Source organism: Pseudomonas veronii (assembly GCF_002028325.1).
GTDB lineage: Bacteria > Pseudomonadota > Gammaproteobacteria > Pseudomonadales > Pseudomonadaceae > Aquipseudomonas > Aquipseudomonas veronii.
Genome location: NZ_CP018420.1, coordinates 112,833 through 128,395 on the forward strand (window position 1 = coordinate 112,833; position 15,563 = coordinate 128,395).

A 15,563-nucleotide genomic window follows, 5' to 3' on the forward strand; every position below is an offset into this window, starting at 1 on the left:
GTCAGTTTTGTGCAGATGAAAAAATGGGGCGCGAACGCCCCATTTCAGCAGCGGATCAAGATTATTGACCCGGAATGTCCTTGCGCAGTTTCACAGGGTCCTGCTGTTTCTTCTTTTTCGCGATGGCGGTACGCATCTTGATGTTCACCGCTTCCACCGCCAGCGAGAACGCCATGGCGAAGTAGACGTAGCCTTTAGGCACATGCACGTCGAAGGATTCGGCGATCAGCACGGTACCCACCACTACCAGGAACGACAGCGCCAGCATCTTCAGCGACGGGTGCTTGTCGATGAAGTCACTGATGGTGCCGGCCGCTGCCATCATCACCAGCACCGCGACCACGATCGCCGCGATCATCACCGGTACGTGGGACACCATGCCGACGGCAGTGATCACCGAGTCCAGGGAGAACACGATGTCGATGATCGCGATCTGGATGATGGTGTAGATGAACTTGCCACCGGCGCCTTTGGGCTCTTCGTGGGTTTCGTCTTCACCTTCCAGGGCGTGGTACATCTCCTGGGAGCTTTTCCACAGCAGGAACAAACCACCGAAGAACAGGATCAGGTCGCGCCCGGAAATGCCCTGGCCGAAGACCACGAACAGGTCGTCGGTCAGGCGCATGACCCAAGTGATGGACAGCAGCAACAGGATTCGCGTGACCATGGCCAGGGCCAGGCCGAAGATCCGGGTACGCGCCTGCATATGCTTGGGCATGCGGCTGACCAGGATCGAAATCATGATGATGTTATCGATGCCCAGGACGATCTCGAGGGCCGTCAGGGTGAAGAAGGCAATCCAGATTTCCGGATTGGTCAGCCATTCCATGTGTATTCCTTTAAGCGAGTGTTAAACCGCGCCAGCTGCAGCGCCGCGCGGTGAGTCGGTACGATTATAGAGTGCTGAACAGCGGAAAAATCCCCATCAGCAACGCCGCGAACATTATGCACAGGCAAACCAGCACTGCCCACTTCAGGGTGAAGCGCTGGTGATCGCCGAATTCGATACCGGCCAGGGCCACTAGCAGGTAAGTCGATGGCACCAACGGGCTGAGCAAGTGTACGGGTTGGCCGACGATGGAGGCGCGGGCCATTTCTACGGCGGTGATGCCATAGTGACTGGCGGCTTCGGCCAGCACCGGCAGTACGCCATAGTAGAACGCATCGTTGGACATGAAGAAGGTGAACGGCATGCTCACCAGTGCGGTGATCACCGCCAGGTAAGGGCCCAGGGCTTCTGGAATGACCGCCAGCAGGCTCTTGGACATGGCGTCGACCATGCCGGTGCCCGACAGGATGCCGGTGAAAATCCCTGCAGCGAAGATCAACCCCACCACGGCCAGCACGCTGCCGGCATGGGCGGCGACGCGGTCTTTCTGCTGTTGCAGGCACGGGTAGTTGACGATCATCGCGATACTGAACGCCACCATGAACAGCACCGGCAGTGGCAACAGGCCGGCGATCAACGTACACATCAGCGCCAGGGTCAGCACGCCGTTGAACCAGATCAGCTTCGGACGGCGGGCATCCGGGTATTGCGACACGCTGATTTCGCTGTGGTCGATCTCGTCACCCTGCAGGTGCAGTTCACCCAGGCGCGCACGTTCGCGCTTGCCGTACATGTAAGCGATCACCAGGATCGCGACCACGCCGGCGGCCATGGCCGGGATCATCGGGACGAAGATGTCTGACGGGTCCACATGCAGCGCACTCGCGGCGCGAGCGGTCGGGCCGCCCCAGGGCGTCATGTTCATCACGCCACCGGCGAGGATGATCAGGCCGGCCATGATCCGCGGGCTCATGCCGATGCGCTGGTACAGCGGCAGCATCGCGGCCACGCAGATCATGTAGGTGGTGGCGCCGTCACCGTCGAGGGACACCACCAAGGCCAGCACGGCGGTGCCGACCGAGACTTTCAGCGGGTCGCCCTTGACCATCTTGAGGATCTTGCGCACGGCCGGGTCGAACAGGCCGGAGTCGATCATCAGGGCAAAGTAGAGGATGGCGAACATCAGCATCACGCCGGTCGGCGCGAGCTTGGTAATGCCTTCGAGCATCATCGGGCCGATCTTCGGCGCGAAACCGCCGAACAGCGCGAACAGAATCGGCACGATGATCAGGGCGATCAGCGCGGACAGGCGCTTGGTCATGATCAGGAACATGAACGTGATGACCATGGCAAAGCCAAGGAAAGTCAGCATAGGAATACTCCAGGCGTAGCGCGGCTAAGGAATGGCGAACCGGGTGGGGTCAGCGCAGAACGAGAGGCACGAGGCTTACGGGTGGAGTGGGGGCGAACAGGCGGGAGCGAGCGGACATCGGGAATCACCATTGTTGTTGTTAACAGCCGGTCTGTTGCCGGCAGTGGGGGCGATCCTAGACGCGTAAGCTTTCAGCCAGCTTTCGTTGATCAAACAGGTGAGGTGGAAATGACACACGGTCTCCAGGCCTGCGCAGATCAACATGTGGGAGGGGGCTTGCTCCCACATTCAGTTGGTGTATGCGCAAATTTTCAGGGCAATTCGAGGCCGCCCGCTGCTTTGTGCAGTTTGCGCAGATGTTCGCCAACCTGCTTGAGGTTGGCTTCGCACGCGGCAATCTCGGCGGCGCGGGACGGGTCCAGCAGCGCCCTCACCTCTTTATCCAGTTCGCCGGTCAGGGATTGCAGCTGTTTCTGGCGCTCGGCACTTTCCGATTCCAGCCGCTTGGACTCCGAAGGTTGCGGCAAGCCGTAGCCACCGCTGCCCAGCAGTTCTGCCGGGCGGCTGAGGAAGCCGCTGTTGGCGAGAATCTGCTGCAGCGTGGCGTTGGCTTTCTCCATGCCGCCATTTTTCAGCTCGCGGGCGCCGAGGTAGCGTTGTTTGACTTCGTCCTGGGCCAGCATCAATTGCTTGCGAAAGCTTGCCTGTTCCAGCAGCAGTAATGCGGCGCTGGTGCGCAGGTCGGCCTGCTCGAACCAGTGGCGGCGCTCTTGCGCGCTCAGGGACAGCCAGTCTTCGACCTGGGTCTGCTGGATCGGCAGGCGCTTGCGCAGCACGTCGAACATCGCTTGGTAGCGCTCGCGGAACGAGTCGAAGTGATAGCCCAGGCGCAGCGCCTCGCGCTTGTCGTTCAACACGCTGGTATCGGCCAGGCCGCGCGCCTGCAGGACCTCCAGCAGCCCGTTGGGCGTGATGTTGTCCAGACCGGTCAGTTTCGGGTTGGCGCTGCCGCTGCGTAACAGTTTCAGGCCTTCGACCGCGCAGTTGTTGGACAGGAAGAAGTAGTTGCCGTCGTAGCTCCAGTGCATTTCGGCCGCGTGTTCGACGGTGTCCTCGATCTCCCGGCGCGTCAGCTTCAGCGGCACCGAGGCGAGGCCGCGCAATTCGGTCTTGGTGTACTCGTCGATGACCTGGGCCAGCGGCAACACGAACAGCCGTGACGGGTACTTGCCCACCAGGCCATCCCAGCTCGACAGTTGTACGTCACCGACAAAGGCGCGGTAGGACAACACCAGATGCTGGTCCAGATCCAGCCGACAGTCCGGGCCGCGAGGGCGCCCCGGCGCGCAGATCACCAGGCGCAACATGCTGTGGCCCCAACGACTGACCAGGTTCTGGTTGGCTTCGGCGAGCAGGTAATCGATTTCGTAGACCCGTTCCGGGTCGACATGGCCCAGGGGCGTCTTGGCGAAATCGTTGCCGGCGTTGAGGAAGGCGTAGGTCTTGGCGCAGGTGTCTTGCGCGGGCGGCGCCCAGCCAAAGTGTTTCTTGTAATAGCGGAACAGCGCGGGGCGGCGGCAGGCGTAGCTCGGGTCGAGGAGGAAATATTCCATGTTGACCGCGACGAACTCCAGCGGGCTGCTGGTTTCGTAGAGGTCCGGGCTGCGCGCGACCTGGCGGTTGTGCTGCTCGCGCTCACCGCGGCGGCCGACGTATTGCGGCCAGCCGGCGAGGTCGAGCAGGCGCGGGTCGTCGCTGAGGGTGAAGCGGCGGTCGTTCTGGCCACGGCATTGATCGGGCAGGCCGACCAGGCCGGTGATGCTGTTCTGGCGGCTGCAGCGTCGGATCAGCGCGCGCTCGTCGCTGGGCCACAGGCGCGCACGGTCGTAGATGTGGGTCAGTTCATGCAGCACGGTGGCGAGCATTTCCCGGCGCACGGTGCCGTGGGGGCGGTTGGTCTTGCGGGTGGCGGCGCTGCCGTCGGTCAGGCTGGCGAGCAGGTTGCGGTTGAGGTCCAGCTCGGACACCAGGGAGGCCTGGCCGTAGGCGTTGGCGGGCATCTTGTCGGTCCAGCCGACATCGATGCGCCGGTCCAACTGTTCGATGAAGCGCGGCGGCAGTGAGCGCAGCGCTTCATCGAGCAACGCCTGGCTGGCCTGCTGTTCGGCTGGGCTCAAACCTTCGGTAATGAGCCGCAGTTGCAGGCTGGCCTGGGCTGCGCCGGCACACAACAGCACAGCCCCGGCCAGGAGCCAGGCGATGAGACGCCTCACAGCGCGAGAATGGCTTCGGCGAGGGTCTGGTCGCTGGCATCACGGGCTTCCGGCACGCGGGTGCGCAGGGTGTCGAAGGCGGCTTCGAGTTGTGCGCCACGGATCTCGCCGTTGCTGGCGACGAAGCTGGCGGCGTCATCGTGGGCTTCGCGCACGATTTTGGAGTCGCGGATGGAGGTGGTGGTGTCCGAGGTGAAATCAATGGTGCGCGCGGAGGCGCGGACGATGATGTTACTGGTGGCCTTCAAGGTCTGCGCGTGGGCGACATCGGTCAACAACAGCAGGCCGAGAGCGGCGGCGATCAGCGGGCTACGCATGGAATGACTCCGAAATACAAAGATGATTATTGGACGAGAATTGCTTGCGCCAGTTCAAGGTCGCTGGCGTTAAGTTTTGGTTGGCTGCGGCGCAGACGATCCAGCGCTGATTCCAGCCGAGCCCCCCGCCATCGGCCGTCAGTGGCAATGAATGCGGCAGCGTCATCCTGGGCGGCCAGCACCCACTTTCGGTCAAACGGCGCGGAGGTCACTTTGCTGGTGGCATAAGCGCTCACCACAGTGCTCTGGGTGGACAGATCAAAGGCCGAAGCCAATGGCGACCAGCCGGCAGCAAACATCACGGGAACCAGCACTAGGCGGTATGAAAAAGCCATGGGACTCGACAACTGAAAGCGAGCGCCAAGGCTAGCGCAATGCCCGGGCGAGAGCCAGCGTCGAGGCATCCGGGAGCGGCTGGCGCTCCCTTGTTCCGACGGGTTTTCAGATGGCCAGAATGGCCTGGGCCAGTTGTGCGTCTGTCGCAGCGCTCAGTTGTGGCGCTTGCTGGCGGATCTGTGCCAGGGCGCTTTCCAGTTTGACCCCACGAATGGCGCCTTGGCTGGCGACGAAGCTGGCGGCGTCGTCACGGGCGGCGCGCACGACCTTGTTGTCACGCAGGGAGGAGGTGGCATCGGAACTGGCATCGGAGGTGGCTTTCAATGCGCCGACGATCGAGTCGGTCGTCACGATGAGGCTGGACGCATGGGCGTTGGCGGCGAGGGCCAACAGGGCGGCGGCACTCAGCAGGCGAAGACGGGACATGGGGTTACTCCTGTAGATGAACAAATAAGGTCACGCGCAGCGGCCACTGTGAAACGGATGTGGATGCCATTGAGCATCAGACGCCCGTTCTACACGGTTCGCCACGTGGTGACCGGATATTAAGCCGCGGCCTGTCCATTCGAAAAGCGCCTTGACTGTCTAGTCACGCCAGAACGGCTTGGACAGCTCGACCTGGCGCTCACCGGGGCTGATACCCGCGTCGGACAGCTCTCGCGGGTCGAGCTGGGCCAGTTGGTGTCGTTCTCGGGCCTGTTGCCGCCACCTGGCGAGCGTGGCGACGGTGCGGCGTAACAACGTGGTGCGCGGGGTTGGTGGGTGCATGGGGAGCGCCTTACAGGGTCTTTTTTTGGAAGACCATGTTGAGCGGATCGTTTCGACCGATACAGATACACCGGCACTCAATTGTACTGCTTAATTGTTATAATAATTGAACTGTACTGGTTGATTTGCAAGCGATCTGTTCGGGGCCGAAAACACCCGGGCCCAGACACAACAAAGCCCGCCTCCGGTGACCCGGGGCGGGCTTTGCTTAACGAATCAGGTTGCTGGCTGTGGACCCGGTGGGTCAGGGCCAGCGGGCGCTCATTAGCGCCAGAACGGCTTGCTCAGCTCTTCGTAGCGTTGTGCTTCGCTGATACCGGCGTCAGCCAGCAGACGCGAATCCAGACGAGCCAGTTGATGGCGGCTGGAGATGCGGCGCTGCCACAGCATCAGGTTGGCGATAACGCGCAGAGGCAGGGAAGCCTGGGTGCTTACAGCTTTTTCTTCAAAGAACAGATCGGAACTGAGTGTACGTTCCATGATGACATCCTTCCGCTTGTGGCGGGATTAGGTAGTGGTTTAACTGATGCCAATGATCCTCCTCCCGCGCAAGACTCTCTAGATACAGTTCACCTGTATTGTGAGGGGCCAGTTAACTGTTTATAGCGGCTGTACTGTACGGAAATGGGGCAACTGTACCTGTCTGCACTGAAACAGTGCAAAAATGACATTTTAGAAGAAGGGTGTGGGATATTTCGGTAGGAAAAGACCGGTACAGCAGTACAGTTTTTTACAGAAAGGAGGGTGGTGCAACCGAGCTGATGAAACTGTGTGCATCAGCTCGGTTGTGTATCGATCAATCCTTGAGCATGTGCCCGGTTTCTTCCAGGTTAATGTGCCAGCTCAGGGCTTCGCGCAGGACGTGAGGGGTGTGGCCACCAATCGCGCAAGCGGCGTTGAAGTATTTGTTCAACGCATCGCGATAGTCCGGATGCACGCAGTTGTCGATGATCACCCGTGCGCGCTCCCGTGGCGCCAGGCCACGCAAGTCGGCGAGGCCCACTTCGGTCACCAGGATGTCGACGTCGTGCTCGGTGTGGTCGACGTGGCTGACCATCGGCACCACGCTGGAAATCGCCCCGGCCTTGGCAATCGACTTGGTCACGAAGATTGCCAGGTGCGCGTTACGCGCGAAGTCGCCCGAGCCGCCGATCCCGTTCATCATCCGCGTCCCGCACACGTGCGTGGAGTTGACGTTGCCGTAGATGTCGAACTCCAGCGCGGTGTTGATCGCGATGATGCCCAGGCGACGAACCACTTCAGGGTGGTTGGAAATTTCTTGCGGGCGCAGCACCAGTTTGTCCTTGTAGTGCTCCAGGTTGCCGAACACGTTGCTGTTGCGCCGCTCCGACAAGGTGATCGAACTGCCGGAGGCGAAGCTCAGCTTGCCGGCGTCAATCAGGTCGAACGTCGAGTCCTGCAGCACTTCCGAATACATGGTCAGGTCTTCGAACGGCGAATCGATCAAGCCACACATCACGGCGTTGGCGATGTTGCCGATCCCGGCCTGCAGCGGGCCGAGCTTGTTGGTCATGCGGCCGGCGTCCACTTCCTGCTTGAGGAAGTTGATCAGGTGGCTGGCGATGCCTTGGGTGTCGGCGTCCGGCGGCGTCACTGTGGAAGGCGAGTCAGCCTTGTTGGTGATCACGATGGCGACGATTTTCTCCGGCGGAATCGGGATCGCGGTGCTGCCAATGCGGTCGTCGACTTTTACCAGCGGGATCGGCGTGCGCGTTGGCCGATAGGTCGGGATGTAGATGTCGTGCAGGCCTTCCAGGTTCGGGTTGTGCGCCATGTTGATCTCGACGATCACTTGCTTGGCGAAAATCGCGAAACTGGCCGAGTTGCCCACGGAAGTGGTCGGCACGATATGGCCTTGTTCGGTGATCGCAACGGCTTCGATCACGGCAATGTCAGGCAGCTTGAGCTGGTTGTTGCGCAGTTGCTCGACGGTTTCCGACAAATGCTGGTCGATGAACATCACCTCGCCGGCATTGATCGCCTTGCGCAGGGTGCTGTCGACCTGGAACGGCATGCGTCGCGACAGTACGCCGGCTTCGGTCAGTTGTTTGTCGAGATCGTTGCCCAGGCTGGCGCCGGTCATCAGGGTGATTTTCAGCGGCGACGTCTTGGCACGTTCGGCCAGAGCTTGAGGGACGGCTTTGGCTTCACCCGCACGGGTAAAGCCGCTCATCCCGACGGTCATGCCGTCCTCGATCAGTGCGGCGGCATCAGCCGCGCTCATGACCTTGTTCAACAGCGAAGGCAAGCGGATACGATCACGGTACATGGATTGTTATCTCGAGATACGGAGGCAAGGTGCGCAGTTTAGTGATTTCAAAAGTTTTCGGCCCGCTACCATGGTCGAATGCCGGGCAGCGATTTAGGGCCTTTGGTCGGTTTTCATGCTGCAATAAAAAACCCTAGCCTACTGCAGGCCAGGGTTTCGGGTATTGCGCTGGCGCAGTGTTACTCGACAGCCTTGACCATGTCTTCGATAACCTTCTTGGCGTCGCCGAAGACCATCATGGTTTTGTCCAGGTAGAACAGCTCGTTGTCCAGGCCGGCATAGCCGCTGGCCATCGAGCGCTTGTTGACGATGATGGTCTTGGCCTTGAACGCTTCGAGGATCGGCATGCCGGCAATCGGCGAGTTCGGATCGTTCTTGGCGGCCGGGTTGACCACGTCGTTCGCGCCGAGCACCAGTACTACGTCAGCCTGGCCGAATTCGGAGTTGATGTCTTCCATCTCGAACACCTGGTCGTAAGGCACTTCGGCCTCGGCCAGCAATACGTTCATGTGTCCGGGCATGCGGCCGGCCACCGGGTGGATCGCGTACTTCACGGTCACGCCACGGTGGGTCAGCTTCTCGGTCAGTTCCTTCAGCGCATGCTGTGCCCGTGCCACTGCCAGGCCATAGCCCGGCACGATGATCACGGTATCGGCGTTGGTCAGCAGGAACGTGGCGTCGTCGGCCGAACCGGACTTCACCGGGCGCGCTTCTTTCGAGCCGGCCGCCGCACCGGCATCCGGCGCATTGCCGAAACCGCCGAGCAGCACGTTGAAGAAGGAGCGGTTCATCGCCTTGCACATGATGTAGGACAAGATCGCACCGCTGGAGCCCACCAGCGAGCCGGCGATGATCAGCATCGAGTTGTTCAGCGAGAAGCCGATCCCTGCCGCAGCCCAGCCGGAGTAGCTGTTGAGCATCGACACCACTACCGGCATGTCGGCGCCGCCGATCGGGATGATGATCAGCACGCCCAGCACGAACGCCAGGGCCAGCATCAGCGCGAAGGCAGAGAGGTTGCCGGTGAACATGAAGGTCAGGCCGAGCCCCAATGTAGTCAGGCCGAGCACCAGGTTCAGTTTGTGCTGGCCGCCGAACTGTACCGGTGCGCCTTGGAACAGGCGGAACTTGTACTTGCCCGAGAGCTTGCCGAAGGCGATCACCGAACCGGAGAAGGTGATGGCGCCGATGGCGGCACCGAGGAACAGTTCCAGGCGGTTACCGGCCGGGATCGCATCGCCCAGGTGTTTGACGATGCCCAGGGATTGCGGTTCGACCACGGCGGCAATGGCGATAAATACCGCGGCCAGGCCGATCATGCTGTGCATGAAGGCGACCAGTTCCGGCATCTTGGTCATTTCCACGCGCTTGGCCATGATCGAGCCGGCGGTGCCGCCGATCAGCAGGCCCACGATCACGTAGCCGATGCCGGCAGTGGCAAGCTCAGCGCCCAGCTTATAGATGAGGCCCACGGTGGTGAGCACCGCCAGCGCCATGCCGAGCATGCCGAACAGGTTGCCGCGCCGCGAAGTGGTCGGATGCGACAGGCCTTTGAGGGCCTGGATGAAACAGATCGACGCGATCAGATAGAGCGTCGTGACAAGATTCATGCTCATTACTTCGGCGCCTCTTCTTTTACTTTCGGGGCTTTCTTCTTGAACATCTCAAGCATCCTGCGAGTCACCAGGAAGCCGCCGAACACGTTGACGGCCGCCAGGGCCACGGCCAGGGTGCCCATGGTCTTGCCCAGCGGAGTCACGGTCAGCGCAGCGGCCAGCATGGCGCCGACGATCACGATCGCCGAGATTGCGTTGGTCACCGCCATCAACGGCGTGTGCAGTGCGGGGGTAACGTTCCAGACCACGTGGTAACCGACATAAATCGCCAGCACGAAGATGATCAGGTTGTAGATACCGGGGGAGATAAGCTCTTCCATCGTCTGAATCCCTGCTTAGGCGTTTTTGCGGATGACTTGGCCGTCGCGGCACATCAGGCACGCGGCGACGATGTCGTCTTCGAGGTTGATTTCAAACTGCCCTTCCTTGTTGAAGACCAGCTTCAGGAAGTCCAGCAGGTTGCGCGCATACAGGGCCGATGCGTCGGCGGCGACGGCACCCGCCAGGTTGGTCGGACCGCAAATGATCACGCCGTTTTCCACCACCACCTGGTCGGCGACGGTCAGCGGGCAGTTGCCGCCCTGGGCTGCGGCAAGGTCGATCACCACTGAGCCCGGCTTCATCTGGGCAACCGTGTCGGCGCTGAGCAGGGTCGGAGCCTTGCGGCCCGGGATCAGGGCGGTGGTGATGACGATGTCGGCCTGCTTGGCGCGTTCGTGGACCGCCAGGGCCTGGCGTTGCATCCAGCTGGTCGGCATCGGGCGTGCGTAACCGCCGACGCCGACGGCGCATTCACGCTCTTCGTCGGTCTCATAAGGCACGTCGACGAACTTGGCGCCGAGGGATTCGATCTGCTCTTTCACGGCCGGGCGCACGTCAGACGCTTCGATCACTGCACCCAGGCGTTTCGCCGTGGCGATGGCCTGCAGCCCCGCGACGCCAGCGCCGAGGATCAACACGCGTGCGGCTTTTACCGTACCGGCGGCAGTCATCAGCATCGGCATGAAGCGTGGGTAATGATGGGCGGCGAGCAACACGGCCTTGTAACCGGCGATGTTGGCCTGGGACGACAGCACGTCCAGGCTCTGGGCCCGCGAAGTCCGCGGCGCGGCTTCGAGCGCGAAGGCCGTGATGCCCTGCTCGGCCAGCTTGGCGATGGTTTCATTGCTGAACGGATTGAGCATGCCCACCAGCACGGTGCCGCTTTTGATCAGCGTCAGTTCGCTGTCGCTGGGGGCAACCACTTTGAGGATCAGCTCCGCGCCAAATGCATCGCTGGCGCTGCCAATGGTTGCACCTGCCGTTTCATAGGCACTGTCGACGATGCTGGCTTTAATGCCCGCCCCGCTTTGTACAGTGACCTTATGGCCCTGGCCGATCAGCTTCTTGATGGTTTCCGGGGTGGCAGCCACCCGCGTTTCACCGGTCTGGGTTTCGAGAGGAACACCAATGTGCACGTGAAATCTCCTGCATGATCTTTTTGCTTTTGATCTTATTGTAAAAAGGCCAGCGCACCGTGAGTGGCGCATCTGGGGCGGCCGATCAGCACGATCCCGCTGAAATGACAGCGGGGCGCGGCATTTTGCAGGCGAACTTTACGGCCTTCAAGGGATTATGACGGGTGACGAAAAATTAACTACAAGTCACCCTGTGACTGATTGTCGCAATGCCTTGAGATAACTTATTTAAATACAAGTGGTTAAAGGTGTATTTCGGTTTTTTGGTAGTTTCGCCCTCGCCGTTGTGAATAGTCGGGCATTAGCCGGTAATAGTCGCTACAAGCCATGAGAATCATGGCTTTTAGCCTCATTTTCGCCGAACAGGTACAGTTTGCTGGAATGCGACATTTATATATATCTGTAGGATTCTATTTTAGCTGACTACATAGTCAACAAATGCCGCTCCGTCCTTAGATTACTGGGCTATAGCGCTGGGACTGGTCGATCAGCCAGTCCCTGAAGGCGTGCAGGGAGGCCGATTCGACTTTCCTGTCAGGAATCATCAAGTAATACGCCTTCGAACTGCTCAGTGCTTCAGGGCTCGCGATCACCAGTTGGTGCTCGTCCAGTTCGCGCTGGATGAGGAACGGTGGAATCAGCGCAATGCCCATGTCATGCATGGCCGCCTGGGACAACATCGAGAATAGCTCGTAGCGGGGGCCTGTCATGTCGCGAGGTATGTTCAGTTGTTGCGCGTTGAACCACTGGCGCCAGGCATAGGGCCGCGTGGTCTGCTGCAGCAGCGGCAGTTCTGCGATTTCCTGGGGGCTGAAGTGTGTGCGGCTGCCGAGTAAGCGCGGGCTGCACACCGGGACCGGGTTCTCTCCCATCAGCCGGTGGGATTCGGTACCGGACCAGTCGGCATCACCGAAATAGATCGCGGCGTCGAATTCGGTGTCGGCAAACAGGAAGGGGCGCGTGCGGTTGGTGAGGTTGACCGTGACTTCCGGGTGCTGGCGCTGAAAGTCCTTGAGACGAGGGATCAGCCATTGGGTGCCAAAGGTCGGCACCACCGCCAGCTCGATGACGTTCGCGCCCTGCTGTCCCATGACGGACAAGGTGTCGCGCTCCACCGCGTCCAATTGCGTGGCGACACGACGGCTATACGACAGGCCCGCTTCTGTCAGCTTGACCCCACGCCGCGAGCGTCGAAACAGTTCGACACTCAAAAACTCCTCGAGGCTGGCGATCTGTCGGCAAATGGCGCCCTGAGTGATGGAAAGCTCCTGCGCCGCCTTGGTAAAGCTCTCGTGGCGGGCTGCAGCTTCAAAGCTGACAAGGGCGGTGGTGCTGGGGATTTTTCTGCGCATGTACCTTGTTCTCACTTATAAGACGCGTTTGCGCCCTTCTCGGCCGTTACGGAGTGAGAAATTAGCACAAGCCTATGCAAAAACCTCGTTTGCCCTCTGCGCTTGCCGAGCCTAGTCTGCATCCACGACTTCTGATTTCTTTGCGAGGACTTATTCATGGCTGGCAAGGCAAGCTTCAACTGGATCGATCCACTGCTGCTGGATCAACAGCTCACCGAAGAAGAGCGCATGGTGCGCGACAGTGCTGAGCAATTCGCCCAGGACAAGTTGGCGCCAAGGGTGCTCGAAGCCTTCCGCCATGAAAAGACCGACCCTGCGATCTTCCGTGAGATGGGCGAAACCGGCCTGTTGGGCGCGATGATTCCCGAGCAGTACGGCGGCAGTGGCCTGAATTACGTCAGCTACGGGTTGATTGCGCGTGAGGTCGAGCGAGTCGACTCCGGCTATCGCTCGATGATGAGTGTGCAGTCGTCACTGGTCATGGTGCCGATCAATGAGTTCGGCACCGAAGCGCAAAAACAGAAATACCTGCCGAAACTGGCGTCGGGTGAATGGATCGGTTGCTTCGGTCTGACTGAGCCTAACCACGGTTCCGACCCGGGCGCGATGATTACCCGGGCACGCAAGGTGGATGGCGGCTACAGCCTGACCGGCGCCAAGATGTGGATCACCAACAGCCCGATCGCCGATGTGTTCGTGGTGTGGGCCAAGGACGATGCCGGCGATATCCGCGGTTTTGTCCTGGAGAAAGGCTGGAAAGGTCTGAGCGCTCCGGCGATTCACGGCAAGGTCGGCCTGCGGGCTTCGATTACCGGCGAGATCGTCATGGACAACGTGTTTGTGCCCGACGAGAACATCTTCCCGGATGTGCGTGGCTTGAAAGGCCCCTTCACCTGCCTTAACTCCGCTCGTTACGGGATCTCCTGGGGCGCGCTGGGTGCTGCCGAGTTCTGCTGGCATACCGCTCGCCAATACACCCTTGATCGGCATCAGTTCGGTCGGCCATTGGCGGCGACCCAGCTTATCCAGAAGAAGCTCGCGGACATGCAGACCGAGATCACTCTGGCCTTGCAAGGCTGCCTGCGCCTGGGACGGATGAAGGATGAAGGCACTGCGGCGGTGGAAATTACTTCGATCATGAAGCGCAATTCCTGCGGCAAGTCGCTGGATATCGCACGCATGGCGCGGGATATGTTGGGCGGCAACGGTATCTCCGACGAGTTCGGGGTGGCGCGTCACCTGGTCAACCTGGAGGTGGTGAACACCTATGAAGGTACCCACGATGTACACGCCTTGATTCTGGGGCGCGCGCAAACCGGTCTTCAGGCGTTCTATTAATAGGAGCACGGGCATGGGCGCGCTTTCGCATCTGCGGGTACTGGATTTGTCGCGAGTACTGGCGGGCCCTTGGGCCGGGCAGATCCTCGCGGACCTTGGGGCCGAAGTGATCAAGGTCGAGCGGCCGGGCAATGGTGACGACACGCGTGCCTGGGGGCCTCCCTTCCTCAAGGACGCGTATGGCGAGAACACCAGTGAAGCGGCGTATTACTTGTCGGCCAACCGCAACAAAGAGTCGGTGACCATCGACTTCACGCAGCCGGAGGGGCAGAAGCTGGTGCGTGACCTGGCGGCCAAGTCCGACATCCTGATCGAGAACTTCAAGGTGGGCGGCCTGGCGGCGTATGGGTTGGACTATGCCTCGCTGAAGGAGGTCAACCCGGCGTTGATCTATTGCTCGATCACGGGGTTTGGCCAGACGGGGCCTTATGCGGCGCGTGCGGGCTACGACTTCATGATCCAGGGGTTGGGCGGACTCATGAGCCTGACGGGGCGGCCGGAGGGTGATGAGGGGGCGGGCCCGGTGAAAGTGGGGGTGGCGTTGACTGACATCCTTACGGGGCTCTATTCGGCGGTGGCGATCCTGGCGGCGCTGGCTCATCGCGAGCGTGACGGCGGCGGGCAACATATTGATATGGCGCTGCTGGACGTGCAGGTGGCTTGTCTGGCCAACCAGGCGATGAACTACCTGACGACAGGCGTGCCGCCAAAGCGCTTGGGCAATGCACATCCGAATATCGTGCCTTATCAGGATTTTCCCACGGCCGATGGCGACTTCATCCTGACGGTGGGGAATGACGGGCAGTTCCGTAAGTTTGCGCAGGTGGCAGGTCAGCCGCAGTGGGCGGATGATCCGCGTTTCGCGACCAACAAGGTGCGGGTGGCCAATCGCGCGGAACTGATTCCCTTGATTCGCCAGGCGACGGTGTTCAAGACGACGGCTGAATGGGTGTCGCAACTGGAGCGAGTCGGCGTGCCGTGCGGGCCGATCAATGATCTGGCGCAGGTATTCGCGGATGCCCAGGTCAAGGCGCGCGGGCTGGCGATTGAGTTGCCTCATGCACTGGCGGGGATGGTGCCTCAGGTTGCCAGTCCTATACGGTTATCCAAGACCCCTGTGGAATACCGCAGCGCGCCTCCTTTATTGGGTGAGCATACGGTCAGGGTGTTGCAGGAAGTGCTGGGGTTGATGCCGGCGAATGTGGCTGCTTTAAAAGAAGCTGGGGTTATCTGAGTCATCTCTTCTATATAGAGCGTCATTAAGGGCTCTATATAGAAGAAAGTTGGTTTTTTTTTAGCCAATCCTAACTATTGGATAGATAAGCGAAATTAAAGGTTGACGGCAAATCCTGGACGTCTATAATTCGCCCCACTTCCGGCGCAGTCGAAACTGAAAACTCCTTGTTAAACAAAGAGTTACGCAAGATTCGACAGCGACCTGCTTCAGTTCATCGAAGCCTGGAAGGAGTTGGTAGGACAGGGTTGTTTGGCTCTATTAACGTTTCGATCTTCTCGGTCGAAAGCGGAGAAAAAGAGGTGTTGACAGCAGCGTGTAACGCTGTAGAATTCGCCTCCCGCTAACGAGAGATCGGAAGCGCAAGTGGTTGAAGTTACA

At 60.3% G+C, this 15,563-nt stretch carries 15 protein-coding genes; 2 read left to right on the forward strand and 13 right to left on the reverse strand.

Annotation, left to right across the window (positions count from 1 at the left end; translation table 11 throughout):
* Window positions 1-61 precede the first annotated feature (61 nt).
* The 13 genes from PverR02_RS00545 to PverR02_RS00605 form a co-directional block, all read right to left on the reverse strand.
* Entirely contained in the window at window positions 62-829 is a 768-nt protein-coding gene (locus tag PverR02_RS00545; RefSeq protein WP_017849047.1) for a TerC family protein, read from the reverse strand.
* 64 nt (window positions 830-893) lie between these two features.
* Window positions 894-2,201: a CitMHS family transporter gene (locus tag PverR02_RS00550; RefSeq protein WP_017849048.1), complete on the reverse strand. Its 1,308-nt coding sequence runs from the start codon at window positions 2,199-2,201 to the stop codon at window positions 894-896.
* A 311-nt stretch (window positions 2,202-2,512) separates the two neighbouring features.
* Complete coding sequence (locus tag PverR02_RS00555) at window positions 2,513-4,474, reverse strand: DUF7844 domain-containing protein (protein ID WP_079442567.1); 1,962 nt, start codon at window positions 4,472-4,474, stop codon at window positions 2,513-2,515.
* A complete protein-coding gene (locus tag PverR02_RS00560; RefSeq protein ID WP_017849050.1) occupies window positions 4,471-4,791 on the reverse strand; it encodes a DUF2388 domain-containing protein in 321 nt (106 codons plus the stop codon). Before PverR02_RS00560 ends, PverR02_RS00555 begins: the two co-directional genes overlap by 4 nt.
* A 26-nt stretch (window positions 4,792-4,817) precedes the next feature.
* Entirely contained in the window at window positions 4,818-5,126 is a 309-nt protein-coding gene (locus PverR02_RS00565) for a DUF2388 domain-containing protein (RefSeq protein WP_046381522.1), read from the reverse strand.
* 106 nt (window positions 5,127-5,232) lie between these two features.
* A complete protein-coding gene (locus tag PverR02_RS00570; RefSeq protein ID WP_017849052.1) occupies window positions 5,233-5,553 on the reverse strand; it encodes a DUF2388 domain-containing protein in 321 nt (106 codons plus the stop codon).
* A 159-nt stretch (window positions 5,554-5,712) separates the two neighbouring features.
* Window positions 5,713-5,895: a DUF1127 domain-containing protein gene (locus PverR02_RS00575; RefSeq protein ID WP_017849053.1), complete on the reverse strand. Its 183-nt coding sequence runs from the start codon at window positions 5,893-5,895 to the stop codon at window positions 5,713-5,715.
* 264 nt (window positions 5,896-6,159) lie between these two features.
* Window positions 6,160-6,375 (reverse strand): DUF1127 domain-containing protein, encoded by a 216-nt coding sequence (locus PverR02_RS00580; protein WP_017849054.1) that lies wholly within the window; start codon window positions 6,373-6,375, stop codon window positions 6,160-6,162.
* Between the two features lie 316 nt (window positions 6,376-6,691).
* Window positions 6,692-8,185, reverse strand: coding sequence for an acetyl-CoA hydrolase/transferase family protein (locus PverR02_RS00585; RefSeq protein ID WP_017849055.1), 1,494 nt, complete (start codon window positions 8,183-8,185; stop codon window positions 6,692-6,694).
* Window positions 8,186-8,364: 179 nt separating this feature from the next.
* Window positions 8,365-9,801 (reverse strand): NAD(P)(+) transhydrogenase (Re/Si-specific) subunit beta, encoded by a 1,437-nt coding sequence (locus PverR02_RS00590; protein ID WP_017849056.1) that lies wholly within the window; start codon window positions 9,799-9,801, stop codon window positions 8,365-8,367.
* Complete coding sequence (locus tag PverR02_RS00595; protein WP_003187417.1) at window positions 9,801-10,121, reverse strand: NAD(P) transhydrogenase subunit alpha; 321 nt, start codon at window positions 10,119-10,121, stop codon at window positions 9,801-9,803. Before PverR02_RS00595 ends, PverR02_RS00590 begins: the two co-directional genes overlap by 1 nt.
* Window positions 10,122-10,136: 15 nt before the next feature.
* Window positions 10,137-11,258, reverse strand: a complete 1,122-nt coding sequence (locus PverR02_RS00600; RefSeq protein WP_046381520.1) for a Re/Si-specific NAD(P)(+) transhydrogenase subunit alpha — start codon at window positions 11,256-11,258, stop codon at window positions 10,137-10,139.
* Between the two features lie 452 nt (window positions 11,259-11,710).
* Window positions 11,711-12,610 (reverse strand): LysR family transcriptional regulator, encoded by a 900-nt coding sequence (locus PverR02_RS00605; protein ID WP_017849058.1) that lies wholly within the window; start codon window positions 12,608-12,610, stop codon window positions 11,711-11,713.
* A gap of 156 nt (window positions 12,611-12,766) precedes the next feature.
* Between PverR02_RS00605 and PverR02_RS00610 the strand changes: the two genes are divergently transcribed.
* The gene (locus PverR02_RS00610; protein WP_017849059.1) at window positions 12,767-13,948 is read left to right on the forward strand and encodes an acyl-CoA dehydrogenase; all 1,182 of its coding nucleotides are present in this window, start codon (window positions 12,767-12,769) and stop codon (window positions 13,946-13,948) included.
* A 13-nt stretch (window positions 13,949-13,961) separates the two neighbouring features.
* The gene (locus PverR02_RS00615) at window positions 13,962-15,182 is read left to right on the forward strand and encodes a CaiB/BaiF CoA transferase family protein (protein ID WP_017849060.1); all 1,221 of its coding nucleotides are present in this window, start codon (window positions 13,962-13,964) and stop codon (window positions 15,180-15,182) included.
* Window positions 15,183-15,563: the final 381 nt, after the last annotated feature.